This is a genomic window from Aeromonas sp. QDB30 (genome assembly GCF_027707645.1).
Lineage (GTDB): Bacteria > Pseudomonadota > Gammaproteobacteria > Enterobacterales > Aeromonadaceae > Aeromonas > Aeromonas caviae.
The window spans coordinates 12,629-36,715 of record NZ_JAPCIY010000041.1 but is presented as its reverse complement, the minus strand read 5'-3'; the positions used below and the strand labels follow the sequence as shown (position 1 = coordinate 36,715).

The 24,087-nt window shown below is 63.3% G+C and carries 21 protein-coding genes; 7 read left to right on the top strand and 14 right to left on the bottom strand.

Translation table 11 applies throughout. The annotated features are described in order from the left end of the window. The first annotated feature begins 82 nt into the window (after positions 1 to 82). Positions 83 to 1,288 carry a NupC/NupG family nucleoside CNT transporter gene (locus PG896_RS13180; protein WP_041214374.1) on the top strand — a complete coding sequence of 402 codons (1,206 nt, stop codon included), beginning with the start codon at positions 83 to 85 and terminating at the stop codon, positions 1,286 to 1,288. 106 nt (positions 1,289 to 1,394) lie between these two features. Here PG896_RS13180 and PG896_RS13175 read toward each other — a convergent pair whose 3' ends face one another. From PG896_RS13175 to PG896_RS13165, 3 genes are all read right to left on the bottom strand, one after another. Continuing rightward, positions 1,395 to 1,952: a cytochrome b/b6 domain-containing protein gene (locus PG896_RS13175; protein ID WP_103259422.1), complete on the bottom strand. Its 558-nt coding sequence runs from the start codon at positions 1,950 to 1,952 to the stop codon at positions 1,395 to 1,397. A gap of 47 nt (positions 1,953 to 1,999) precedes the next feature. Next, positions 2,000 to 2,269, bottom strand: coding sequence for a PepSY domain-containing protein (locus PG896_RS13170; protein WP_010672753.1), 270 nt, complete (start codon positions 2,267 to 2,269; stop codon positions 2,000 to 2,002). Between the two features lie 121 nt (positions 2,270 to 2,390). After that, on the bottom strand, positions 2,391 to 2,843 hold the full coding sequence (locus PG896_RS13165) for a YaiI/YqxD family protein (protein WP_039039769.1): 453 nt from the start codon (positions 2,841 to 2,843) through the stop codon (positions 2,391 to 2,393). Between the two features lie 131 nt (positions 2,844 to 2,974). Here PG896_RS13165 and zntB point away from each other — a divergent pair, with 131 nt between their 5' ends. Both zntB and PG896_RS13155 read left to right on the top strand, forming a co-directional pair. Further along, positions 2,975 to 3,940, top strand: coding sequence for a zinc transporter ZntB (gene zntB, locus PG896_RS13160; RefSeq protein WP_171865294.1), 966 nt, complete (start codon positions 2,975 to 2,977; stop codon positions 3,938 to 3,940). A 9-nt stretch (positions 3,941 to 3,949) separates the two neighbouring features. Further along, entirely contained in the window at positions 3,950 to 4,468 is a 519-nt protein-coding gene (locus tag PG896_RS13155; protein WP_010672756.1) for a mechanosensitive ion channel domain-containing protein, read from the top strand. Between the two features lie 32 nt (positions 4,469 to 4,500). Here the strand turns inward: PG896_RS13155 and PG896_RS13150 are convergent, their stop codons facing one another. From PG896_RS13150 to PG896_RS13110, 9 genes are all read right to left on the bottom strand, one after another. Beyond that, on the bottom strand, positions 4,501 to 5,463 hold the full coding sequence (locus tag PG896_RS13150) for an IS1595 family transposase (protein ID WP_041215707.1): 963 nt from the start codon (positions 5,461 to 5,463) through the stop codon (positions 4,501 to 4,503). A gap of 81 nt (positions 5,464 to 5,544) precedes the next feature. Next, a complete protein-coding gene (locus tag PG896_RS13145; RefSeq protein ID WP_010672757.1) occupies positions 5,545 to 5,793 on the bottom strand; it encodes a hypothetical protein in 249 nt (82 codons plus the stop codon). Between the two features lie 69 nt (positions 5,794 to 5,862). Further along, positions 5,863 to 7,653 carry a cation:proton antiporter gene (locus PG896_RS13140; protein ID WP_042015426.1) on the bottom strand — a complete coding sequence of 597 codons (1,791 nt, stop codon included), beginning with the start codon at positions 7,651 to 7,653 and terminating at the stop codon, positions 5,863 to 5,865. A gap of 94 nt (positions 7,654 to 7,747) precedes the next feature. Then, the gene (locus PG896_RS13135) at positions 7,748 to 8,269 is read right to left on the bottom strand and encodes an MltR family transcriptional regulator (RefSeq protein ID WP_010672759.1); all 522 of its coding nucleotides are present in this window, start codon (positions 8,267 to 8,269) and stop codon (positions 7,748 to 7,750) included. Positions 8,270 to 8,366: 97 nt separating this feature from the next. Next, positions 8,367 to 9,512, bottom strand: coding sequence for a mannitol-1-phosphate 5-dehydrogenase (locus tag PG896_RS13130; protein ID WP_010672760.1), 1,146 nt, complete (start codon positions 9,510 to 9,512; stop codon positions 8,367 to 8,369). 37 nt (positions 9,513 to 9,549) lie between these two features. Further along, positions 9,550 to 11,478 carry a PTS mannitol transporter subunit IICBA gene (locus tag PG896_RS13125; RefSeq protein ID WP_041212287.1) on the bottom strand — a complete coding sequence of 643 codons (1,929 nt, stop codon included), beginning with the start codon at positions 11,476 to 11,478 and terminating at the stop codon, positions 9,550 to 9,552. A gap of 644 nt (positions 11,479 to 12,122) precedes the next feature. Continuing rightward, complete coding sequence (locus tag PG896_RS13120; protein ID WP_161470336.1) at positions 12,123 to 14,144, bottom strand: exoribonuclease II; 2,022 nt, start codon at positions 14,142 to 14,144, stop codon at positions 12,123 to 12,125. Between the two features lie 86 nt (positions 14,145 to 14,230). Then, complete coding sequence (locus PG896_RS13115; protein WP_200164317.1) at positions 14,231 to 15,130, bottom strand: LysR family transcriptional regulator ArgP; 900 nt, start codon at positions 15,128 to 15,130, stop codon at positions 14,231 to 14,233. A 232-nt stretch (positions 15,131 to 15,362) separates the two neighbouring features. Beyond that, positions 15,363 to 15,992 (bottom strand): acyl-homoserine-lactone synthase, encoded by a 630-nt coding sequence (locus PG896_RS13110; protein ID WP_029313613.1) that lies wholly within the window; start codon positions 15,990 to 15,992, stop codon positions 15,363 to 15,365. Positions 15,993 to 16,056: 64 nt separating this feature from the next. Between PG896_RS13110 and PG896_RS13105 the strand changes: the two genes are divergently transcribed. The 3 genes from PG896_RS13105 to PG896_RS13095 all read left to right on the top strand — a co-directional run bounded on the left by PG896_RS13105 (position 16,057) and on the right by PG896_RS13095 (position 19,830). Continuing rightward, positions 16,057 to 16,839: a LuxR family transcriptional regulator gene (locus PG896_RS13105; protein ID WP_010672766.1), complete on the top strand. Its 783-nt coding sequence runs from the start codon at positions 16,057 to 16,059 to the stop codon at positions 16,837 to 16,839. A 262-nt stretch (positions 16,840 to 17,101) separates the two neighbouring features. After that, entirely contained in the window at positions 17,102 to 17,722 is a 621-nt protein-coding gene (gene lysE / locus PG896_RS13100; protein WP_041212291.1) for an L-lysine exporter, read from the top strand. Between the two features lie 128 nt (positions 17,723 to 17,850). Continuing rightward, positions 17,851 to 19,830 (top strand): bifunctional 2',3'-cyclic-nucleotide 2'-phosphodiesterase/3'-nucleotidase, encoded by a 1,980-nt coding sequence (locus PG896_RS13095; protein ID WP_270835792.1) that lies wholly within the window; start codon positions 17,851 to 17,853, stop codon positions 19,828 to 19,830. Positions 19,831 to 19,944: 114 nt separating this feature from the next. On the opposite strand, the gene lpxL is transcribed toward PG896_RS13095, so the two are convergent. After that, entirely contained in the window at positions 19,945 to 20,868 is a 924-nt protein-coding gene (gene lpxL / locus PG896_RS13090) for an LpxL/LpxP family Kdo(2)-lipid IV(A) lauroyl/palmitoleoyl acyltransferase (protein ID WP_010672769.1), read from the bottom strand. A 248-nt stretch (positions 20,869 to 21,116) separates the two neighbouring features. On the opposite strand from lpxL, the gene hldE reads away from it, so the two are divergent. After that, the gene (gene hldE / locus PG896_RS13085; RefSeq protein ID WP_200164318.1) at positions 21,117 to 22,544 is read left to right on the top strand and encodes a bifunctional D-glycero-beta-D-manno-heptose-7-phosphate kinase/D-glycero-beta-D-manno-heptose 1-phosphate adenylyltransferase HldE; all 1,428 of its coding nucleotides are present in this window, start codon (positions 21,117 to 21,119) and stop codon (positions 22,542 to 22,544) included. A gap of 154 nt (positions 22,545 to 22,698) precedes the next feature. On the opposite strand, the gene tolC is transcribed toward hldE, so the two are convergent. Beyond that, a complete protein-coding gene (tolC, locus tag PG896_RS13080; RefSeq protein WP_029313618.1) occupies positions 22,699 to 24,024 on the bottom strand; it encodes an outer membrane channel protein TolC in 1,326 nt (441 codons plus the stop codon). Positions 24,025 to 24,087 lie beyond the last annotated feature (63 nt).

Genomic DNA, 24,087 nt, shown 5'->3' with positions numbered 1-24,087 from the left:
TGCGATTAAATCAGATCACAAACGAAGCCTTTTTTCTATCTATTTCAATTGGTTGTAGCTAAAGATCCTGTACATGACTGGTATGGAATACGTTCATTTCGTGCTCGGACTCGTGATGGTCCTGGCATTGGCGTTGCTGGCAAACCGCCGCAACTGGAAACAGATCAAGCTGCGTTACATCGGCCAGCTGCTGGTGGTCGAGCTGGCGCTCGCCTGGTTCATGCTCAACTCCGAAGTGGGTCTGGCGGTGGTGGGTGGCTTTGCCGCCGGCTTCACCAAGCTGATGGAGTTTGCCAAGCAGGGGACCGACTTCGTGTTCGGCGGTCTGGTCAACGAAGGGGCTTTCTCCTTCTTCCTGATGGTGCTGATGCCTATCGTCTTCATCTCCGTGTTGATCGGCATTTTGCAGTACATCCGTCTGCTGCCCATCGTCATTCGTGGCATCGGCACCGTGCTGGCCAGGATCAACGGCATGGGCAAGCTGGAGTCCTTCAACGCCATCAGCTCCATGATCGTCGGTCAGTCCGAGAACTTCATCGCCCTCAAGAACATACTGCCGCACCTGAACGAGAAGCAGATGTACACCCTGGCGGCGACGGCCATGTCCACCGTCTCCATGTCCATCGTCGGTGCCTACATGCAGCTGATCGAGCCGCGCTACGTGGTGGCCGCGCTGGTACTCAACATGTTCAGCACCTTCGTGGTGCTTTCCCTCATCAACCCCTACGAGCCCGACAACACCGTGACCGATGCCAAGGCGCTGGCCGAGGGTGACGAGCACCATACCCCGAAGAAGGAAAACTTCTTCGAGATGCTGGGGGAGTACATCATGGCCGGTTTCACCGTGGCGGTGATCGTCGGTGCCATGCTGGTGGGCTTCATCGCCCTGATCGCCCTCATCAACTACCTGTTCGAGGCGGCGTTTGGCGTCAACTTCCAGCACGTCATGGGCTACATCTTCTATCCCGTTGCCTGGATCCTGGGCATCCCGGGCAGTGAAGCGCTGCAGGCCGGCTCCATCATGGCGACCAAGCTGGTGACCAACGAGTTTGTGGCCATGATGGATCTGGGCAAGATTGCCGCCGAGCTCTCCCCGCGCACCGTCGGCATCCTCTCCATCTTCATGGTGTCGTTCGCCAACTTCAGCTCCATCGGCATCATTGCCGGTGCGGTGAAGGCGCTCAACGAAGAGAAGGGCAACATGGTTTCCCGCTTCGGTTTGAAGCTGGTCTATGGCTCCACCCTGGTGAGCCTGCTCTCCGCCGTTATCGCCGGTGTGATGATCTAGGTCCTCCCCCCGCGCTGCTCATGACGACCCCCTGCCTTGGCAGGGGGTCTTTTTTTGGGCAGATGAGCGGGTGAACAGAGGAGGGGACTGGTCGGCAGCCCGGCCATCAAGCGCGGGGGTCTTCCACCTTGATGTTGGCGGGGACCCGCTTTTTGCCCAGCACCATGGCGCGGACCAAATCGCTGCGGGTGAGGCGATCGGTCAGGAGTACCACTGCCGCATGGACGCCAACGGCGGCCATCAGGGTGTTGGCGATGATGCCGTGCAGCTCCTCCAGCCACTCCTCGCCCCAGAAGGCATCCCAGGTGGTGAGCCAGCCGGTGACGACGGTCCCGACCAGGGACAGCAGCAGCAGCCAGATCATCAGGGAGCCGACCGGATTGTGGCCGAGGTAGTAGGGGTGGCGCCCCTGGGCGAGCTGGCGCAGGTAGTAGCGGACCCGGGCAGGGGTTGGCCACCACTGGCCGAAGCGGGCGTAATAGGGGCCGATCAGCCCCCACAGCAGGCGGATGATGAGCAGGATGCCCACCGCGTAGCCAGCATATCTGTGGGGTTTGCTGCCCTCTTCCAGCACGAAGAAGTTGAGCAGGCAGAGGGTGACGGTCGCCCAGTGAAACACCCGGATGAGGGGATCCCAGACTTTCACTTCAGAGGCAGGTGTCATGGCAAGGCTCCATGGTGGGGGCCGGGGGAAGACCGGCCGGGGCGGCGTTACTCGTCGATCTCTTCTTTCACCTTTTTCAGGTCGGTCGGGTCGAAGTAGATCTCGACCTTGCGCTTCTCCTTGTCCCAGCCGTAGATCTCGTAGCAGCCGGTCTTGGTGGCCTTGAACTTCTTGATGTCGTAGCCCATCGCCTTGATCTGCTGCTGGGCGTCGGCTTCGCTCATCCACTTGCTCTTGTCGGCCTGGGTGCATTGGGGGTCGGCCAGGGCTGCGCCGCTCAACAGGGGGATCAGTAACAACAGGGGGGTTAGTTTCATTGCTTGCTCCTTGCGGGTGGTTGGGTCAACAGTCGCAAGGCTAATCAAGGAGCATTAAGGAAGAATTAAGGGAAAAGGGAAATGAATGGCTCTCCCCGGCGGTGGGCCGGGGAGAGGGTGATCAGCTCAGCTTGCCCCTGACCAGCCACTTGTCCAGCGCATTGGCGAAGCGCTGCTTGTCGGCGGCGTTGAAGGGCGCAGGGCCACCGGTCTGGACGCCGGCAGAGCGCAGCTCCTCCATGAAGTTGCGCATCCCGAGCCGTGCCTGGATGGTCTCCCGGGTGTAGATCTCGCCCCGGGGATTGAGCGCCTCGCCCCCGGCGTCGATGACCCAGGAGGCGAGGGGAATGTCGCCGGTGATCACCAGGTCGCCTGGCTTGACCTGCTGGGCGATGACATGATCTGCCACATCGAAGCCCTTCTCCACCTGCTGGGTCTTGATGAAGGGGGAGGGGGGGACTCTGAGTCCCTGGTTGGCCACTAGCGTGGTCACCACCTGGGCGCGGTGGGCGGCGCGGTAGAGGATCTCCTTGACCGGGATGGGGCAGGCATCGGCATCAACCCAGATGGGCATGGCATGGCTTCCTGTGTCTGGAACGGGTGGCGCATCTTAGCATGGCTGGTGCGGGGCGGCTGCCCCGGGGCTGAGTCGTCCCCGCCTTTGGTGTAAGCTGGGGCCTGCACATGAAACGAGAAGGAGACGAGATGGATCGGGTGCCCGGTGACGTGATTTATGGCCTGACCCTGGACGGCAAGGGGGGCATGACCCCGCTGGCCGAAGGTAGCGAGATCCCCGGTGCCCAGCCCGGCTGGCTGCATCTGGACTACGGCAACCCGGAGTCGGCGCGCTGGCTGCTGCAGACGCCGCTGCTGGGGGAGGCGGCCCGGGAGGCCCTGCTCGGCCAGAGCAATCGTCCCAAGCTGGTGCGGATGGGGGAGACGGTGCTGCTGATCCTGCGCGGCATCAACCACAACAAGGATCACAGGCCTGAAGAGATGGTGGCCCTGCGGATCTTCATCACGCCGGATCTCATCATCAGCAGCCGACGTCGTCCGCTGCTCTCCGAGAAAGATGTGTTCGAGCAGCTGTCGCTGGGGGGCGGTGCCGACACTCCCGCCGACTGGCTGGTGGAGATATGCGACGCCCTGACCGACCGGGCCGGGGAGTTCGTCGAGGAGCTGCACGACCAGATCCTGGATCTGGAAGAGATGGTGCTGATGCGCGACCTGCCCGCCAACGGTCGGCTTGCGCGCATCCGCAAGCAGCTCATCATGATCCGTCGCTACCTCTCCCCCCAGCGGGATCTGGTGGCGCGCCTGGCCAACGAGAAGATCAGCTGGCTGGACGAAGATGACAGGCGACGCCTGCTCGACATCGCCGACCGCTTGCGGCGCTGGCTCGACGATCTGGATGCCGGGGTGGCGCGCACCGCCGTGCTGGCGGACGAGATCAACAACCTGATGGCGGAGGCGACCAACCGCCGTGCCTACCAGATGTCGGTGATGGCGCTGCTGTTCCTGCCCGCCAGCTTCCTGACCGGCCTGTTCGGCATCAACCTGGGGGGGATCCCCGGGGCCGAGAGTCCGACCGCCTTCTGGGTGTTCTGTGGCTTCCTGCTGGTGCTGGCGACCGGACTGGCGGTCTGGCTCAAGCACAGGCGCTGGTGGTAAGGGGTGAACATGACGACATGGGAATCTTTTGGCGTGACCCTGCTGCTGTTGCTGGGGCACACCCTGGTGCGCGGCCTCATTCACAAGAGCCTGATGGCCCTTGGCCAGAGCCGGCAGGTGAGCGAGAACCGGGTGATCTACGTGGAGCACGTATTCCACTTCCTGCTGGGCTGCGCCACCCTGCTGATCCTGGCCGGGGTCTGGGGGCTCGACTTCTCCCGGCTGGTGGTGCTCGCCTCCTCCTTCTTCGCGGTACTGGGGGTCGCCATGGTGGCCCAGTGGTCGATCCTCTCCAACATCACCGCCAGCATCACCATCTTCTTCGCCTTCCCCTACAAGATTGGCGATCGCATCCGCATCCTCGACAAGGATGACTCTGTCACCGGCATCATCACCGAGATCGGCCTCTTCTACGTGCGGGTGCGGGATGACAACGGCGATCTGGTCACCTATCCGGCGAACCTTATTCTGCAAAAGCCGGTGAGGCGGCTGGAGGGAAAGGAGGCTGAGTCCACGCAGCCGGAATGAGAAAAGGCTCCCTCGGGAGCCTTTTTCGATGGCTATGTCCCAATTACGTGTTGCATTGGGTGCCCTAGCGCCTCATGCAAACACATCTTGGTATTTACCTCCCTGCCGTAACGTTCCAGCATCCTGCGCCAGCCCAGATAATTCCTCAGGTAGTGGGTTGCGACTCCATGGAATCGTTCCATCCACTCCTTCAACCGCCGGTGATATCCGTTCACATGCTGGATGTGGTATGCCCCAATGACTCGCTCACCTCGACGGTTGTACACCACCTGATGTGTTATGCCCCGCGCTTGGCTGAAACTGGCATACACCCCTGCACCATCACTGCAGAGCACTGCATCGGGCGCGATGAGTGGCTGCAACACCGCTTTCACCGTCTGCGCATCCAGCCTTTCCAGCTGAAAGTCGGCTTGATGGCCCGCCCTGTCCTGCACCACCATCACCGGGATGTAATCCCGCCCGGTCCCCCGGGTACGCCCTTTCCCGCCACGATGTCTTGCCGGACGAGGCAACCCTCGCTGCCCCTTGAACGATTCGAGGAAGAAGGTTTCATCCACTTCCACAATGCCTTCTTCCCGTGTTGCCTGGTGGTTTGCCATCGCCTTCAGGAAGCGGTGACGCCACAAGAAGGCGGTGTTCTTGCAAACACCGCAGCGGACGGCGGCCTGGCGGACAGTGAGCCCGTCGATGAGAGCCTGGGCGTAGTCCTCCCAATGCTCAGCCTTACGTAATCTGGCCAAAGGCGTCTTGGTGAGGAGGGAGCTGGTTCGCCGACACTGCTTACAACGGTAACGACGCAGCCCACGGCTCCAGCCCCAGGGGGCCAGCTGGGTGGCATCCGCCTGGCAGTGGGGACAGCCGCAGCATGTGGGTAACTGGGCATGGAGGGACGTAATCGGGTGTGGAGCGGCGAGCTCATGCTGAGCGACACGGCGCTGACGCAGAGTAAGTAATGGAAAGAGGGACAACAGGTGTTGGAAGGCTGGCGTATCCATGATGAAGGTCCTCGCGGTGATGACCTACTTCCAGATTAGCCTTCCAACACATAATTGGGACAGCGCCTTTTCGATGGGTGCTCAGCGTTCGAAGAAGCGGTAGAGGTGCTCGACCTGGACGGGGCAGTCGGCCACCAGGTGGATGTGGTCCCGTGCCTCCTCGGTGGACGAGAAACTCATGGGGCACCCCAGGGTGTCCGTCATCACGTAGAGGTGGCCGTCTTGCCCCCTGAACTCCACGATCCAGCCGGGGGAGACGATGTCGTGCATGATCTCCGCCTCCTTGAACCTGTGCTGCTGGTGAAGCGCGCGCAATTCACTGACTGTCATGACATCCTCCTATGACTCATGGCGCCACCCTCAAGTCTAGTTCTCCTTCCCGGTGGCGCCGTCATCGGATCAGGGCGCCGTCGCCCCCTCACGGGGCGGTTGCAGGGCGATCAGCAGCTCCCCGGGCAGCGGCGTGACAGGGCCGGTGACCACCCTGGGTCTGGCCTTGGCATCCAGCACGAACAGAGGAATGGCGCCGGGATTGGCCTCCTGATACTGGTCCCAGTCGAAGGTGTCGCTCAGGCGGGTCGCCTTGATCTGCCCGCCCCGGCTCAGCAGGCCGCTCAACCTGGCGAAGTTGATGTCGGCGCCGAACAGGTTCTGGCGGGCACGGAAGGTGGCGCTCTCCCGGTTGGCCTTGCCGTGCTGTTCGCTGGAACGCAGGGAGTGGACCTTCTCCTCCCCGTAGAGGTGGGCGAAGTGCAGTACCCCGAGGGCGTTGTTGTGGCGGCTGGGAGAGAGCGCCAGCACGGTGCTGATGCTGGTGAGGGGCAGGTGCCGCTCGGCGTGCTCCGACTGGGGATTGCCGAAGTAGCAGGGCAGGCCGCTCATGCGGGCCAGCTTGCAGTGCTCCCAGGCAGGATCGGAGAGCTGCACCGGGATCCCCTGATCCGCCAGCGCCTTGCCGATGGCCCGGGCCACCGAGTTGGCGCCGATGAGCAGCCAGACATTGGGGGCGCTCTGGCGCATGTCGAGCAATCTGGCCAATGGCGTGGCCGTCAGGCTCTGCAGCACCACGGTGAAGATGATGACCGCAAACACCAGGGGCACCAGCTTGTCGGCATCCTCTATGCCGGCCTCGTGCATGCTGATGGCGAAGGAGGCGCTGACCGCCGCCGCCACTATGCCCCGGGGGGCTATCCAGGCGAGCAGGGCGCGGGCGCGCCAGGGCAGGTCCGACCCCCGGGTCGAGACCAGGATGCAGAGCGGGCGGGCCACGAACTGCACCACGCACAGCAGGGCCAGCACCATGGGGCCGAGCTGCCAGAGCTGGGCCAGATCGAGGCGGGCCGCCAGCAGGATGAAGAGGGAGGAGATGAGAATGACGGCGAGATCCTCCTTGAAGGCCAGCACCTCCTCCAGATCCAGCCCCTCCTGGTTGGCGAGCCAGATGCCGAACACGGTCACCGCCAGCAGGCCGGATTCGTGACTGAGCCAGTCAGACAGGGTGAAGGTCACCAGCACCAGCGCCAGTACCCCGAACTTGTGCAGGCTGACCGGCAGCCAGTCCTTGCGGATGAGCAGGGTGGTGAGCCAGCCGGCACCGACCCCGATGAGCGACCCCACTCCCACCGTCTTGGCCAGGGCCAGCAGGGTATGACCGACCAGATCTCCCTGGCTGCCGAGGCGCACCGCCTCGAACACCAGTACCGCGAACAGGGCGCCGATGGGGTCGATGACGATCCCCTCCCAGCGCAGGATCTTGTCCACCTCCCGGACCGGGCGGATCACGTTGAGCATGGGGGCGATCACCGTGGGGCCGGTCACTACCAGCACGGCGCCGAGCACCATGGCGACCCGCCAGTCCAGCCCAAGCAGGAAGTAGCTGGCGGCGCCGATGACGGCAAAGCTGGTCACCATGCCGGTGGAGCAGAGGTTGCGTACCACCTTGCCGATCCCCTTGAGTTCGGTCAGGTGCAGGGTCAGCGCTCCTTCAAACAGGATGATGGCGACCGAGAGGGAGACCAGGGGAAACAGCAGATCCCCCAGCAACTGATCGGGGTCGAGCAGACCGGTCACCGGGCCGAGCAATAGGCCGCTCAGCAGCAGGAACAAAATGGCGGGAACGCGCACGGACCAGGCAAGCCATTGGGCGAGCAGGGAGATGAGGGCTATTCCGGCGAGGGAGAGAGCTATCATGCCAACCTCGTACAGGTGATGGGGTTGGACCTAGTGTAGCGGGGAAGGGGGGCAAGATGACACCCGCCAGGCGTGCAGGGGAGAGCCGCTCAGATCAGATGGGGCTCTCTTTGTGGAGTTCGGTGACGCAATCGGTCACCGCCAGCACCAGGGCGGAGCGCACCATCTGATCGAGCCGGTTGAGCTGCATCTGGTAGAGGGGCCAGTCCTCCTCGTTGGCCGGGGGATCCTGCGGCATCATGCTGCCCTGCTGGATGGCATTCAGGCGCTCGAGCAGATCGCGGACCGGCTTGTCGCTGAAGCGGTAATCCTTGGGGTCGCGTACCAGAAAGTCGCGGATCTTCAGGTATGCCTCGAGATCCTGATAGCGCTCGAGGGAGATGAGGCCGAGGGCGAAGATGAGCTTGAGGCGAACCTCCAGCTGGCCGAGGGGTCCGCTCTGGTTGAGCAGGGGTTCGATGGCGTATTTGACGGCATACTCCTCCTGACGAAAGGCTCGCCGCATCAGGGAGTCGACCGCCTCTTCCAGGATGGTCACGACCTCGAGAAAGAAGCCGCGGGGGCCATCCTGCTCGTTCAGTCGCTCCAGTACTTCATCTTCCTGGTGTGTGGTCATAAGTGCTTCGGGTCCGGCTGACAGGGGGAGAGCAGGCCCTCCCCCGGTTTGTATCGTATGGGGTCCGTCACGGGCGGTGTGACGCCACCCCATCAGGTCACTTCAAGTTGTTGTAACGGGCGACGATGGTGCGTACCACATCGCTGTGCTCATCCAGGCCGGTGACGCGGGCCAGGGTCCGTGCCGGACCAAGTTCCGCCAGCATGGCCTGCAGCTCCACCGCCTGGGGATCGTCCTCATTGCGGTAATGCAGTGCGGCGGCGATGCCCTCCTGCAGGTGATCGCTCGGCAGGCCGTACTCCAGGGTGCCGAGCAGCGGCTTCACCAGCCTGTCCCCCGCCGCCAGCTTGCGCAGCGGCTGGCGACCGACCCGGTCAATCTCGTCCACCAGATAGGGGTTGGCGAAGCGGGAGAGGATCTTCTCGATGTAGGCGGCGTGCAGGCGCGGGTCGAAGCCGTAGCGTTTCACCAGCACGGCCCCGCTCTCCTCCATGGCGCGGCGCACCTTGCTGCGGATCAGCGGATCCTCGATCGCCTCGCGCACGGTGCGATATCCCCTGAGCTTGCCGAGATAGGCGGTGACGATGTGGCCGGTGTTGAGGGTGAACAGCTTGCGCTCGACGAAGGCCATCAGGTTGTCGGTGGGCTCCATGCCCGCTACCTGGGGCATCTCCCCCTTGAACTGGGTCCGATCGACGATCCACTCGCTGAAGCTCTCCACCGTCACCTCCAGGGGATCGTCGTTCGCCGCGGCGGGCGGAACGATGCGATCCACCGCCGAGTCGACGAAGCCGACGCACTGCTCGAGGGTGGCATGATACGCGACCGGCAGGTACTTGAGTACCTCCTCCTTGAGGTGGCTGGTGCCGCGCACCATGTTCTCGCAGGCGATGACGTTGAGGGGAGTCAGGTTGCCGGCATCGAAGCGGGCCTGCAGCCCCTTGGCCAGGGTGCTGGCAATCTTGTCCAGGATGTTGGGGCCGACCGCCGTGGTGACCAGATCGGCGGTGATGATACGGGCGATCACCTCGTGTCCGGCCGAGCTGACGGCGGCAACGTTGCGCACCACGTCCAGCTTCTGATCCGTGCCCACCACGTGCACCTTGTACTCCTGGCGGTGATTGAGCTGGTCGATCAGGGTCTCGTTGACGTCGGCGAAGGTGACCTGATGGCTGGCGTCAGCCAGCAGTTTTCCGATGAAGCCCCGACCGATGTTGCCGGCACCAAAATGCAATGTTTTCATGATATTAACCTCTACAACCAAAGACGATGACGGATGATTACGCGGCCTGCTCGGCCCCCAGCAGATCCAGGAACTCCTGGGGATCCTGGGTGCTGGCCAGACGGTCGACGAGACCGGGCTCATCCAGTGCATTGGTCAGGCGGGTTATGACCTGTATGTGTTCATCGTTGCGGGCGGCAATGCCGATGACCAGGCGCGCCACCTCATCGGCGCCCTCGCCGAAGGCGACTCCGGCCGGGTACTGGCAGATGACGATGCCGGTACGCTTCACGTGCTCCTTGGCGGCGATGGTGCCGTGGGGCACGGCGATGGATTCGCCGAGGTAGGTGGAGACCAGCTGTTCGCGCTCCAGCATGGCGTCGACGTAGTCCGGTGCCACATAGCCTCGCTCGGCCAGCAGCTTGCCGGCGGTCACGATGGCCGCTTCCTTGCTCTCGGCCTTGAGGCCCAGGTGCACGTCCTGCAGGCTCAGGGTGAAGACTTCCGGCTCCTGCGGCTCGTAGCTGTCGTCGTTGGCCGCCACCAGCAGTTGCGGGTTGGCGACGTCATCGTTGGCCGCGTTGGCCAGGCTGAGGTTCTGCACCAGCTCCTGATAGAGGGCGTTGTCGAGGAAGTTGGTCAGCGAAATGTGCTGTGCATGCGGCGCATGGCGACGGGCACGGTCGGTGAGATCCTTGTGGGTGATGACCAGATCCACCTGATCGTCCAAGTTGTTGATGGCACGGTTGGTAACGCTGATGTCGAGACCGGCGGCCTGCACCCGCTTGCGCAGCATGCCGGCGCCCATGGCGCTGGAGCCCATGCCCGCATCGCAGGCGACGACGATGTTGCGCACTGCGGTCAGCTCGGTTTCCGGCTTCTTGGCGGCGGTGGTCTCGGGCTTGGCACCCTTCATGGCTTTCATCTTGCGGGTGGCTTCACCCAGGGCATCGGCCTCGTCGGCTTCCGGCTGCTGGGCACGGACGAACACGGCAGCGACCAGGAAGGAGACGGTGGCGGAGGCGACGATGGAGAGCAGCACCCCGATGAGAGAGGCTTTCGGCGTCATCAGCAGCACGGCGAAGATGGAGCCCGGGGAGGCGGGGGAGACGAGACCTGCGTTGAACAGGGTCAGGGTGAAGACCCCGGTCATGCCGCCTGCGATCACCGCCAGGATGAGGCGCGGGTTCATCAGCACGTACGGGAAGTAGATCTCGTGGATGCCGCCGAAGAAGTGGATGATGGACGCACCGGCAGCGGACTGCTTGGCGGCGCCACGGCCGAACACCATGTAGGCCAGCAGCACGCCCATGCCCGGACCCGGGTTCGCTTCGATCAGGAAGAAGATGGAGCGGCCCTGTTCGGTGGCTTGCTGGATCCCGAGCGGCGAGAAGATGCCGTGGTTGATGGCGTTGTTCAGGAACAGGATCTTGGCCGGCTCGACGAAGATGGAGGTGAGGGGCAGCATGTGGTTGTCCACCAGGAAGCCGACACCGCTCGCCAGCACGCCGGAGAGCACCTTGACGAAGGGACCGATGACGAAGAAGGCGAGAATGGCGAGCAACATGCCGATGATGCCGGCGGAGAAGTTGTTCACCAGCATCTCGAAGCCGCTCTTGACGCGACCTTCCATCGCCTTGTCGAAGCGCTTGATGGCCCAGCCACCCAGCGGGCCGACCATCATGGCGCCCATGAACATGGGGATGTCGGTCCCCACGATGACGCCCATGGTGGTGATGGCACCGACCACGGCACCCCGGTCCCCCCCGATCAGCTTGCCGCCGGTATAGCCAATCAGCAGCGGCAGCAGGTAGGTGATCATGGGACCGACCAGCTTGGCCAAGGTTTCATTGGGCAGCCAGCCAGTGGGGATGAAGAGGGCGGTGATGAAGCCCCAGGCGATGAAGGCGCCTATGTTGGGCATGACCATATTGGACAGGAAGCGTCCAAAATTCTGTATCTTGACTTTGGTATCCGGTGATAACATGTCGGGACCCCGTTTTAAGCCTGTGTGATTAAAAGTGGTAGTCGGGATGACGAGTTTTGCCGAACTCCCATCCCAGTCGTCTAAGCAACTTCAATCTACCAGCTTGTGATCAAATTAGGCTGAAAACGGGGTGTCTTGTGACCTGGATCTCAAATACCCCGACCTCCCCCCTCCCGACATAGTGATGACGATCACATTCAGTCGCTGTATTTCGGCTACATTTCGATCTTCTCGCCTCTGGGTGTCAATTTTTTGTGATTGATGTCTCGTTTTGCGGTTTGCGCAAACACGGTGTCAACGTGACTGTTGTCACAAAACCAAACTTTGCACTCAAATGAGTCATATTTTGTCGCCTCGTATTCGCAAGTAATGACGATGGATATGCCGCAGTTCATCGTTAATCACCAATGAATCATTTATTTTGTAACCCACTTTCAGTTTTTCCCCCGAGAGGTTCGGTTCCGACAAGGCCTCTTGTGACGCCCGGGTGGCGGATCCTGATCCGCTCCCGTCTCGATCCTCCCTGCCGGTAGCGACGCAGGCTGGGGCCTGCGAGCGGGTCTCCCATTCCGTCTGCCCGCGGAGCGCAGCCATAAAAAAAGCCCGCAGGATGCGGGCTTTTGCAGAGCAGACAAGCAGGGGGATCACTGCGCCTTGGGGGCCTCGTCGGCAGGCGCTGCATCGGCCTCGCTGGCAGGAGCGACCGGCGCCGGACCCGGCACCAGATCCACCGCCGGCTTGGCGATGAGGGAGCGGGTCTCTTCCACCGCCTCGGTCAGCTTCACCTCGATGATCTGGCCGAGCTCGTAGACCACCTCGGTCTTGTCCAGATAGACGCGGCCGTTGTCCCAGTTGCACTCCAGCCGATCCTTGTTGTCCAGGATATGGCGGGCGGGCATGAAGACCACGGCGCCGTTCTCCTGCAGGCGCAGCTTGAGGCCGGCGCGCATCACGTCGATGATCTCGGCGTTGAACACCTTGTCGGTGCCCGCATCGGCCTTGAGGTAGCGCACATAGAGCCAGTCGCCGATGTCGCGCTCCACCATGCGGTGCAGGCGGCGGCAGGCGGTCAGGTGCTCGGTCAGCTCCAGGCTGGGGCGCTCACCCGGGGTCTTGCCGGCGATGACCGCCTTGAGCAGGCGATGGTTGACCATGTCGCCGTATTTGCGGATGGGGGAGGTCCAGGTGGCGTAGGCATCCAGACCCAGGCCGTAGTGGGCACCCGGTTCGGCGGACATCAGGGCATAGCTCTGGAAGCGGCGGATCTTGCCGTCCAGCCAGCGGGTGTCCAGGTTGTCTATCCAGCGGCGCAGGGCGCAGAAGCCGGAGAGACTCGCGATCTCTTCCTTCTCGAACGGGGCCTCGGCGGTCTTGAGCAGCTCGATGGCGCCGTCCAGGGACTCCTCGTCAAAGCCGGTGTGGACGTTGAAGATGCCGTAGCCGACCTCTTTGCCCAGCACGCGGCCGGCGCAGATGTTGGCGGCGATCATCGACTCTTCCACCATGCGGTTGGCGATGCGGCGTGGCTCCACGTGGATGGCCAGCACTTCGCCGTCTTCACCCAGCTCGAAGTCGTAGTCGGGTCTGTCCGGGAACACCAGGGCATGCTCGGTGCGCCACTTGATGCGGGCCTCCGTCATCGCCTTCATCAGGGGCAGCTGGGCCAGGACGCCGGCGTCGATGGCCAGCGCTTTGCCGTGCTCGGCCCAGTCGGAGACGTCGTCATAGCTGAGACGGGCATGTGAGACGATGCGGGCGGCGAAGAACTCGGTCTCCTCCAGCAGCAGGCCGTCCTCGGCGATGAGCAGACGGGCGCACAGGGTGTTGCGCTCCTCGCCCTCTTTCAGGGAGCAGAGCTCGTCGGAGAGGGTGCGCGGGATCATGGGTACGTTGCGTCCCGGCATGTAGACGGTGAAGGCGCGCTGGGCGGCCTCCTTGTCCAGCTCGCTTCCCTCGGCCACATAGGCGGTCGGGTCGGCGATGGCCACCAGCAGCTCCCAGCCGTTCTCCAGCTTGGTGATGGCCAGGGCATCGTCCATGTCCTTGGTCTTGGCACCGTCGATGGTGAAGAAGGGAACCTGGGTCAGATCCCGGCGGGGCAGCTCTTCCTCTTCGATCACCTTCCACTCCGGCAGGTCCGCCGGTTCAATCTGGGCCAGGTTGTGGCGCGCCAGCACCACCCACCAGGGCACGTTGTGATCTTCCTGGGTGGCGATGAGCTGGGTGATCTCGGCGGAGAAGTTGCCGTCCACCAGGGCATGGCGCTTGAGGGTGGCAACCACCCAGTCCCCTTCCTTGAAGGATTTCTCGTCCAGACCCTTCTTGGCGCGGGCCTTGATGGCGTCCTTGATGAGGGGGTGGTCGGGCACCACGTTGAGGCGGTCGCGGAACATCTTCACGCGGCCGACGAAGCGGGTGACGGCCTGTTCCAGAAGGGCATCCGGCTCGGCCACCTCTTTCTCTTTTTCAGTGCGGATCAGGGCGCTCACCCGGTCACCGTGCATCACCTTCTTCATGTAGGGAGGCGGCACGAAATAGCTGGTCTTCTCATCGACCTCCAGGAAGCCGAAGCCCCGATCGGAGGCGCGGATCACACCCTCTTTCTTGGGGATGTTTTCGCGGATTTGTTGCTTGAGCTGGGCCAGCAGCGGATTGTCTTGGAACATAAATGGGGAACCTGAGTGGAGACCTGATGGTTAATCGCCCAGCACTATACGTTTTTACCCCCCCAAAGCCAAGGTGAATGGCCCCCTCAACGGGGTTGCAGTGCCCGTCGCCCCTGCTGGATCAGGCGCTGGGATATCTGCTTGTGCAGCCCCCGCTCCAGCACCCAGCGGTGCCAGTAGAGCTGCTCGACCAGGTGGTGATCCGGGTTGAGATCGAGCAGGCGCCCCTCTTCCAGTTGCTGGCGGATCTGCAATTCCGGGATGAGGCAGCAGGCCAGCCCCTGCTCCGCCATGGCGACGAAGGCCTCGGAGGATCGCACCGTGTGGCAGGGGTAGCCACCGGGGGGGAGGGCGAAATGACGGGCCATGTAGCTGATGTGCATGTCGTCGCGCTGATCGAAGGCCACCGCCGGCGCCTTGGCCAGGGCCGCCGCCGTGAGGCCGTTCGGGAAGTGGCGGGCGACGAAGGCGGGGCTGGCGGTGAGCAGATAGCGCATCTCGCCGAGTTCGTCGACGCAGCAGCCCGCCAGCGGCTGGGGTTGCAGGCTGACGGCGCCGAACGCCTGCCCCTCGCGCACCCGGTCCAGGGTGCGGCTCTCGTCATCCACCAGCAGGTTCAGCTCGATGGGGTATTGCTCCAGCAGCGGCGCCAGGGCGGGCAGGAACCAGGTGGCCAGGCTGTCGGCATTGACGGCGATGCTGACCCGGATGGGGGCCCTGGGCTCGTCGGGGGAGAGTTCGCCGGCCAGCTCCAGCTCCAGCTGGCGCACCTGGCGATAGTGGGCCAGCAGCTTCTGGCCGAGCCCCGTGGCCTGCAGCGGCTGGCTGCGGATGATGAGCGGCTCCGCAAACTGCTGCTCCAGCTGCTTGATGCGCTGGGAGATGGCGGACTGGGTGATGTGCAGGTGCTGGGCGGCACGCTCGAAGTTTTGCTCCCGGATCACCGCGTCCAGGGCCAGCAGCAGCTTGTAGTCCAGCGTCTTCATCAGCATTCCTTATGAAAAAAGGGAGTTCAGCAAGAATGCTACTCAAGGGAGCGCCAGAGGACAACCTGACCGCCCCATGGAGGGGGCCGGTGCCCGGGGCCGCCCCTGTGAGATGTGACAGTAGTCCTGACATGAGATTCATAAGATACTCACCCGGTCCGTTTTTGCATGGGGTGGAAACGGATCATAGCGAGCGTCTTGAATCCCGGGCCGGTCCCGGGACTTTTTTTGCTCAGATGACGGCGAGCAGAGCATCCCCCGCCGGCCGGTAATGGCCCTGCAGGGGGCGATGGACGGCGCGGTCGAAACGCTCGTCCAGGTGGAAGCGGATACCGACCCCGCGCACGGCCCCCAGATCCACCGCCTGGCGATGGCCGAGGCGCTCGATGGGCAGGCCGAGGCGGCGGAAGATGCGCTCCACCGGCAGGCTGACCACGGCCACCAGCTCGCGGATCCCCTGCTCCCTGGCGAAGGCCAGCACCTCGCGGAAGATGACGCAGGTGAGTTCGCTGATGCCGTTCTCCAGGCGAGGGGCCCGGTCGGCGTCGATGGCGAGGCGGGTCAGCTCCCACACGTCGTTGCCGCGAGGGGGGGCTTCGCCAGCGAGGGCGGTGGGGAAGATGCTGGGCAGCATGTAATCCTGGGCGCAGCTGAGCAGGCGGATGCAGCCGCACAGCCCCTGCTTGTCTTCAATCAGCACCCAGTGGGTGTCGGGCTTGTCGAAGTTGTCCCGCTCCAGGCCACGGCGGGATTCCACGTCCCAACCGAGTCGATCGGAGAAGACGCGGTTGCGAAATCGGTAGAGCTCGTTTTCGACCTCCCATCTGGGGTGTTCTTTCAATTTTCCTTTGAAAACAAGCATTCATGTCTCTCCATTTCATGGTTAGGCGCTATAATCCAAGGCCTTGGCCAGGGGAGGCTTGCCTATGACACGCGACCAACTGCTTGAGTACCTGGAACATTTCACGCTGGTGACCGATGGCAACCGGTTGTCCGAGCTCATCGGCCGCTTCACCCTGGGAATGGGTTACGACTACTACCGCTTCGCCCTCATCCTGCCCATGTCGATGCAAAGGCCCAAGGTGGTGCTGTTCAACCAGTGCCCCGACTCCTGGGTACAGGCCTACACCCTGAACAACATGCTGGCCTGCGATCCCATCATCCAGCTCGCCCGCAGGCAGACCCTGCCCATCTACTGGAACCGGCTGGACGAGAAGGCGCGCTTCCTGCAAGAGGGGAGCATGGATGTGATGGGGCTGGCGGCGGAATTCGGGTTGCGCAACGGCATCTCGTTCCCGCTGCACGGGGCGGCGGGGGAGAACGGCATACTCTCTTTCATTACCCGGGAGCGGGCATCGAGTGATCTGATGCTGGAGTCCTCGCCCATCCTCTCCTGGATGTCCAACTACATCTTCGAGGCGGCGATCCGGATCGTGCGCCAGAGCATGAGGGAGGACGATCCCCAGGAGCCCCTGACGGAGCGGGAGACCGAGTGCCTGTTCTGGGCCAGCGAAGGGAAGACATCGGGGGAGATCGCCTGCATCCTCGGCATCACGGAGCGCACCGTGAACTACCACCTCAATCAGGTCACCCGCAAGACAGGGTCGATGAACCGCTACCAGGCCATCGCCAAGGGGGTGAGCAGCGGCATCCTGCTGCCGAACCTGGAGCAGGTGGTGGTCACCAACTTCCCCTCCCTGCTGCAGTGAATACAGGCCCGGCGGTACCGGCTCGTCGCCTGGCATCCCCTCTGTCGCCATCACCGCTGTCCTGCGCCGTCCCATCCTGCCGCCGATTCTCGGGGCGGGGCTGTGACCCCACAATTGTCAGATCCTGCAATTGACAACCTTCTTTGTGTGGTTTCGGCCCGGTTTTCATCAGTTTTATGAATGCATCAGAAAATGAATGAATTTCTCTGATTGCCCGTGCCCCCTTATAGTGCGTTTCTCACTTTCACAGGAACGCATCTCCATGTTCGCCACCACCCTGCAAGGCTTTACCCTCGGCCTTGCCATGATCATCCCCATCGGGGCCCAGAATGCCTTCGTGCTGAGCCGGGGCATTCACCGCAATCACCACCTGCTGACGGCGACCCTCTGCTGCCTGTGCGATCTCGTGCTGATCGGCATCGGGGTGTTCGGCGGGGCCAACCTGCTGGCAGCCAGCCCGATCGGTCTGGCCCTGCTGACCTGGGGCGGCGTGCTCTTCCTCGGCTGGTTCGGTATCCGTTCCCTGCGCAGTGCCTGGCGCGGCCAGGAGGCGGCCCTGGCGGACTCGCCCCGGTTGATGGGGGTGAAGAGCGTGCTGGCCATGACCCTCGGAGTCACTCTGCTCAACCCCCACGTCTACCTGGATACCCTGATGTTGCTTGGCTCCTTCGGCAGCCAGTTTGCCGAGGAGCTCAGACCCGCCTTCGCGGCGGGGGCTATGCTGGCTTCTCTGGTCTGGTTCTACGGACTGGCGTTCGGGGCGGCCGCCCTCTCCCCCTGGCTTGCCCGGGGCCGGGTGCAGCAAGCCATTGATCTTGTTGTAGGTCTCATCATGCTGGTGCTGGCGGTCAAGCTGGCATTGGGTGCCATACCGGCCTCATGAGGCTATTTTTGTGCCGGGCTTCATAAAAATGAGTCCCGGTGCCATCTGCTGACATATTCGTCTGTTAAATTCCCGGCGCTGGTAAAGCGTTACTCATAATAAAAGGGAAAAAAACAGTGAATAACACCATGAAGCTGGGGGCTATTGCCGCCATCGTGCTGCTGTCTGCCTGCAGCAACGAGAATGACAGCAAGGCGCAGCCGGGGACCGTCTCCCTGCGCCTGATCCAGACCTCTGATATCCACTCCAACGTGCTGGGCTACGACTACTACCAGAACAAGGAGGATCGCAAGTTCGGCCTCTCCCGCACCGCCCTGCTGATCCGCGCCGCCCGCGCCGAGAACCCCAACAACCTGCTGCTCGACAATGGCGACCTCATTCAGGGCACGCCGCTGGCGGACTACATCTTCGAGCAATCCGGTGCCGGCTATCTCGAGAAGCAGGCGCACCCGGTGTTCAAGGCGATGAACGAGCTCGGCTACGACGCGGGCAACCTGGGCAACCACGAGTTCAACTACGGCCTGGACTACCTTGGCAAGGTACTGGCGGGAGCCGACTTCCCCTATGTGAACGCCAACGTGTTCGAGGCGTGGGCCTTCAAGCGCGATGCCAAGGGACAAATAGACTGGAGCGGCAACAAGTTCACCCCCTATCTGCTGCTGGAGCGCGAGGTGACCGATGACAAGGGCCAGCGCCAGCGCGTCAAGGTGGGCATCCTGGGGCTGACCCCGCCCCAGGTGCTGCAGTGGGACAAGCGTCATCTGGAGGGCAAGGTGGTGGTGGCCGACATGGTCGAGACCGCCAATCACTATGTGCCCGAGCTGCGCGCCAAGGGCGCCGACATCGTGGTGGTGGTGGCTCACACCGGCATCAATGCCAGCAGCTACGAGGCCATGATGGAGAACTCCGCCTGGCACTTGGCCAAGGTGAAGGGGGTGGACGCCCTGATGCTGGGCCACGCCCACAAGAACTTCCCCGGGGACTTCCCGGATCTGCCGGAGGTGGACAACCAGGCTGGCACCCTGAGCGGCATCCCCACCGTGATGCCCGGTTACTGGGGCAACCACCTCGGCATCATCGACCTCAAGCTGGAGCAGGTGGACGGCAAGTGGCAGGTGAAGCAGAGCCAGGCCAGCCTGCGCAAGATAGACGCCAGCGAGGGCAGTGCGGTGGATCAGCGGGTGGTGGACCTGGTACAGGCCGACCACGACGCCACCAACCAGTGGCTGGACGAGCCGCTCGGCAAGATCACCTCCCCCATCCACAGCTTCTTCGCCCTGGTACAGGACGACCCCTCGGTGCAGCTGGTGAGCGATGCCCAGCGCCGCCACGCGGAGCAGTTGCAACAAGACGGTCTGCTCAAGGAGTCCTACCCCATCCTGTCGGTGGCGGCCCCCTTCCGTGGCGGTCGCAACGGCATCAACGACTTCACCTACGTGGCCCAGGGTGACATCTCCCTGCGCAACGTCTCCGACCTCTACATCTATCCGAACACCCTGCAGGTGGTCGAGGTGAACGGGGCCACCGTCAAGGAGTGGCTGGAGATGAGCGCCGGCCAGTTCAACCAGATCGACACCGGCAAGACAGAGGTGCAGTGGCTGGTGAACGAGAGCTTCCCCACCTACAACTTCGATGTGATTGACGGGGTCAGCTACGAGGTGGACATCACCCAGCCGGCCCGCTACAGCAAGGACGGGGTCAAGGTGAGCGACGGCCAGCGCATCAGCGGCCTCACCTTCAACGGCCAGCCCGTGGACCCGGCCCAGAAGTTCTACGTGGTGACCAACAACTACCGCGCCAGCGGCGGCGGCCACTTCCCGGGCATCGACGGCAGCAACATAGTGCATGAAGATCCCTTCGAGACGCGGGAGATCATCGCCCAGTACCTGAAGGCCCAGTCTGCGGACAACCCGGCCGGCTTCAGCCCGGCGGCCAACAACAACTGGCACATGAAGGCCCTGCCCGCCAACGTGGACGTGCGCCTCTACTCCTCGCCGACCGACGAGGCCAAGGCCCTGGCGGGGGCGGATCTGTCGTACCAGTCCACCCTGCCGATGGATGACGCCAAGCACCCCGGCTACGCCATCTACCGCCTGATCCGCCAGTAAGGCAGACGCTGGCAGCCAACAAAAAAGCCCTCGCAGTGCGAGGGCTTTTTCATGGGGCGCGGTGCCATCCTGTCCTGTCGTCTGGACTTGCCCGGTCGACGGGGCGGGAGGGCATCAGTAGTAGCCGGGATCGTCCGGATTGGGGCGGGTCTTGAAGCGGCGGTGCAGCCACATGTACTGCTCCGGCGCCTTGCGCACGGCGGCTTCAATCTCGCGGTTGGCGCGGCTGGCATCCGCCATGTCGTCACCGCTCGGGTAGTCCGCGAGCGGGGCCCCGATATGCAGGGTGTAGCCCTCCCGGGTGCGGATGTTGTAGCAGGGTAGGGTGACGGTGTTCTTCACCCGGGCCAGGGTGGCGGTCCCCGTGATGGTGGCGGCCTGCTCCACCGCGAAGTAGGGCACGAAGACGCTGGCATGGCTGCCGTAGTCGTGATCCGGTGCATACCAGAGGGCGTCGCCGTTGCGCAGCGCCTTGATCATCCCCTTCACGTCCATCCGGTCCACCAGGTATTTGTTGGAGGCGCAGCGACCGTGGTACTGGGCGTACTCCAGCACCGGATTGGTGTTGGGGCGATAGACACCGACCCCGGGCCGCACCAGGCCGAAGCAGCGCGCGTTGAGTTCCAGGGTGAGGAAGTGGCAGGAGAGCAGCAGCATCCCCTGGCCCTTCTCCATGGCGTTGATGACGTGCTCTTCCCCTTCCACCTTCATCAGGCGGCGCATCCGCCAGTCTGGCCAGAACCAGGCCATGCCCACCTCGAAGATGGCGCAGCCCACGCTCTCGAAGTTCTGCACCAGGAGGGCTTCGCGCTCATCCCGGCTGAGCTCGGGCATCGCCAGCTCCAGGTTGCGGCGGGCAATCTTGACGCGGGATTTCAGCAGCTTGCGGGCCAGGGTGCCGAGCTGGCGGCCCAGCCACATCTGGCTGCGCCAGGGCAGCAACACCAGCAGCCAGAGCAGGGAGAGGCCCAGCCAGCTCCCCCAGTAACGGGGATGGAACAGACGGGGTTCGAGGCGGGGAGCGTGTTCTTGGGCCATGAAGAGTCTCTTGTTCGCAAAGGCAAAGGGGGGAGTCCGACCGAACCGGGGGGCCTGTGTGGGGTGGCCCGGCGCGGATGCGGTCACTCGCATGTGGAGGATTCTATCCGAAAAGCGGGGGCGGGCGCGAATCGCCGTCATCTGGTCAGAGGGGGCGTCAGGGGGCAGGGCCGTGCTTTTTTCACGCCCCGGAAAAGAGTGTGATAAAATCGGCCGCTGAATTTTTCAGGTTTTGAGAGCCGATACAGATGAAAATCACCCTGCCCGAGTTTGAAAAAGCCCGCATCCTGGTCGTTGGCGATGTCATGTTGGATCGCTACTGGCATGGCCCTACCGGCCGGATCTCCCCCGAGGCGCCGGTCCCCGTGGTCAAGGTCGAGCACATCGAGGAGCGCCCGGGTGGCGCCGCCAACGTGGCGCTCAACTCCGCCGCCCTCGGCGCCCAGGCCGTGCTGCTGGGCCTGACCGGTCAGGATGAAGCCGCCGATGCCCTCGCCAGCCAGATGGCCGGGGTCAAGGTGGCCTGTGATTTCGTGCGCCTGACCGACTATCCGACCATCACCAAGCTGCGGGTGCTGTCCCGCAACCAGCAACTGCTGCGTCTCGACTTCGAAGAGGCCTTCCACGACGTGGATGCCAGCCTGCTGATAGGCAAGGTGGAGCAGGCGCTGCCCCAGGCGGACGTGATGATCCTCTCCGACTACGGAAAGGGCGCCCTCAACGACGTGCCCGGCATGATCCGGCGTGCCCGCGCCGCCGGTATCCCCGTGCTGGTCGACCCCAAGGGGACCGATTTCGAGAAGTACCGCGGTGCCACCCTGCTGACCCCCAACATGTCCGAGTTCGAGGCCGTGGTGGGCAAGGTGAAGGGGGAAGAAGACCTGGTCGCCAGGGGGCTGGAGCTGGTCAAGCGCTTCGAGCTGGACGCCCTGCTGGTCACCCGTTCCGAGAACGGCATGACCCTGATCCGCGAAGGGCAGCCCGAGCTGCACCTGCCGGCCCAGGCCCACGAGGTCTATGACGTCACCGGTGCCGGTGACACCGTCATCTCCACCCTGGCGACTTCCCTTGCCGCAGGCAAGAGTCTGGATGAGGCCTGCGCCCTGGCCAACACCGCCGCCGGCATCGTGGTCGGCAAGCTGGGGACCTCCACCGTGAGCCCGGTGGAGCTGGCCAACGCCCTCTACACCGAGCAGGAGACCGGCTTTGGCGTCATGTCCGAGGCCCAGCTCAAGGTGGCCGTCCAGGCCGCCCGTCTGCGCGGCGAGAAGGTGGTGATGACCAACGGCTGCTTCGACATTCTGCACGCGGGTCATGTCTCCTATCTGGCCAATGCGGGCAAGCTGGGGGATCGCCTGATCGTGGCGGTGAACACCGACGAGTCCGTGCGTCGCCTCAAGGGGCCGGGTCGCCCGGTCAACCCGACCGAGCGCCGTATGACGGTGCTGGCGGCCCTGGGTGCCGTGGACTGGGTGGTCCCCTTCAGCGAAGACACTCCCCAGCGTCTGATCGCCGAGATCCTGCCAGACCTCCTGGTCAAGGGGGGCGACTACAAGCCCGAAGAGATCGCCGGTTACGCCGAGGTAACCGCCAATGGCGGCGAGGTGCGGGTGCTGAACTTCGAGGACGGCTGCTCCACCACCGACATCATCAAGACCATCCGCGAGCGCGGATAAGCGTAAAACCCGGCCAAGGCCGGGTTTTTTGATGGGGCTGCCGGGTCGGTGACATGGCCGCTGCCTGGCAGGCCCCGACCAACGCACTTCCAGCGGCGAACAGAGATGAAAAAGGCGACCCCGGGGTCGCCTTTTCTCATGGTGTGCGCCTGGCTCAGGACTTCTTGGTGACCTGGGCGGCGGGCATCAGACCCTGGTTCACCTCTTCCAGATCCTTCTGCTCCAGGATGCCGGCGGCCTGCTTGAGGGAGAGGATGCTGAGGATGTAGTTGTAGCGGGCCTCGGAGAGCTTCTGCTTGGCCTGATACAGCTTGCGGGTGGAGTCCAGCACGTCGACGATGGTGCGGGTGCCCACCTCGTAACCGGCCTCGGTCGCCTTCAGGGCGCTGTCGGCGGAGATGACGGACTGGCTGTAGGCGCGGACCGAGCCGATGCTGGCGTTCACGTTGTTGTAGGAAGAGCGGACCGTGCTCTGTACCGAGCGGAAGCTGCGTTCGAGCTGTTCGCTGGCGGCCACGTAGTTGAACTGTGCCTGCTTGACCTGGGAGGTGGTGGCCCCGCCGGTGTAGATGGGCAGCTTGAAGTTCAGGCCGATGTTGCCCTGATTGCTGTTGCTCTCGGGGTTGCGGATCTCGTCCTTGTAATCGTTGTAACCGGCGTTCAGGCCGGCGCCCAGATCCAGGGTCGGTTCATGACCGGTCTTGGCCAGATCGATCTGCTCCTTGGCGATGTCCTTGCCGATGCGGGCGCTGTGCAGCTCCAGGTTCTTGTCCAGGGCCAGTTCCAGCCACTTGTCGGAGTTGAACGCGGTCTTCTGCGGGCTGAAGCGATCGGTGTTGAGCACGTCCAGTTGACGGTGGTCGATACCGGTCAGCTCGCGCAGGCTCTCGTAGCTGTTGTCCAGGGTGTTCTCGGCATTGATCTCGTCCGCCAGCGCCTGATCGCGCTCGGCCTCGGCCTCGTGCACGTCGGTGATGGCGGTCAGGCCCACTTCGAAGCGCTGCTGGGTCTGTTCAAGCTGACGCTCGACCGCGGTCTTGTTGGCACGCACGAATTCCAGGGTATCCATGGCCTTGAGCACGTCGAAGTAGGCCTGGGCGGTACGCAGCATCAGGTTCTGGTACTCGAGGTTGTAGGCCACGTCGGACTGGGTGGCGCTCTTCTCGGTCAGATCCAGGTTGACCCAGTTGCTGCGACGGTAGATGGATTGATCCAGGGTCACGGAGCCGGTAGCGCCCGTGTTGGTCATGGTGTCGTTCTTGTTTTGCAGGTAGTTCAGGCCGGCGCCCAGGTTGATCTGGGGCAGCAGGGCTGCACGGGATTCGTTGATCTTCTCGAAGGCCTGGTCCCGCTTGGCCTTGGATTCCAGCAGCTGGGTGTCCTTGATCTGGGCCTGTTGGTAAATATCGAGCAGGTTTTCGGCATGAGCGGCGCCGCTCACACCCAGCATCACCATGACTGACAAGAGTGTTCTTTTCATATGATAGTTTTAACCTTTTGTATCAACCCAAAGCTGTCCGCTGGATGAAGGGGGGATTGTCAC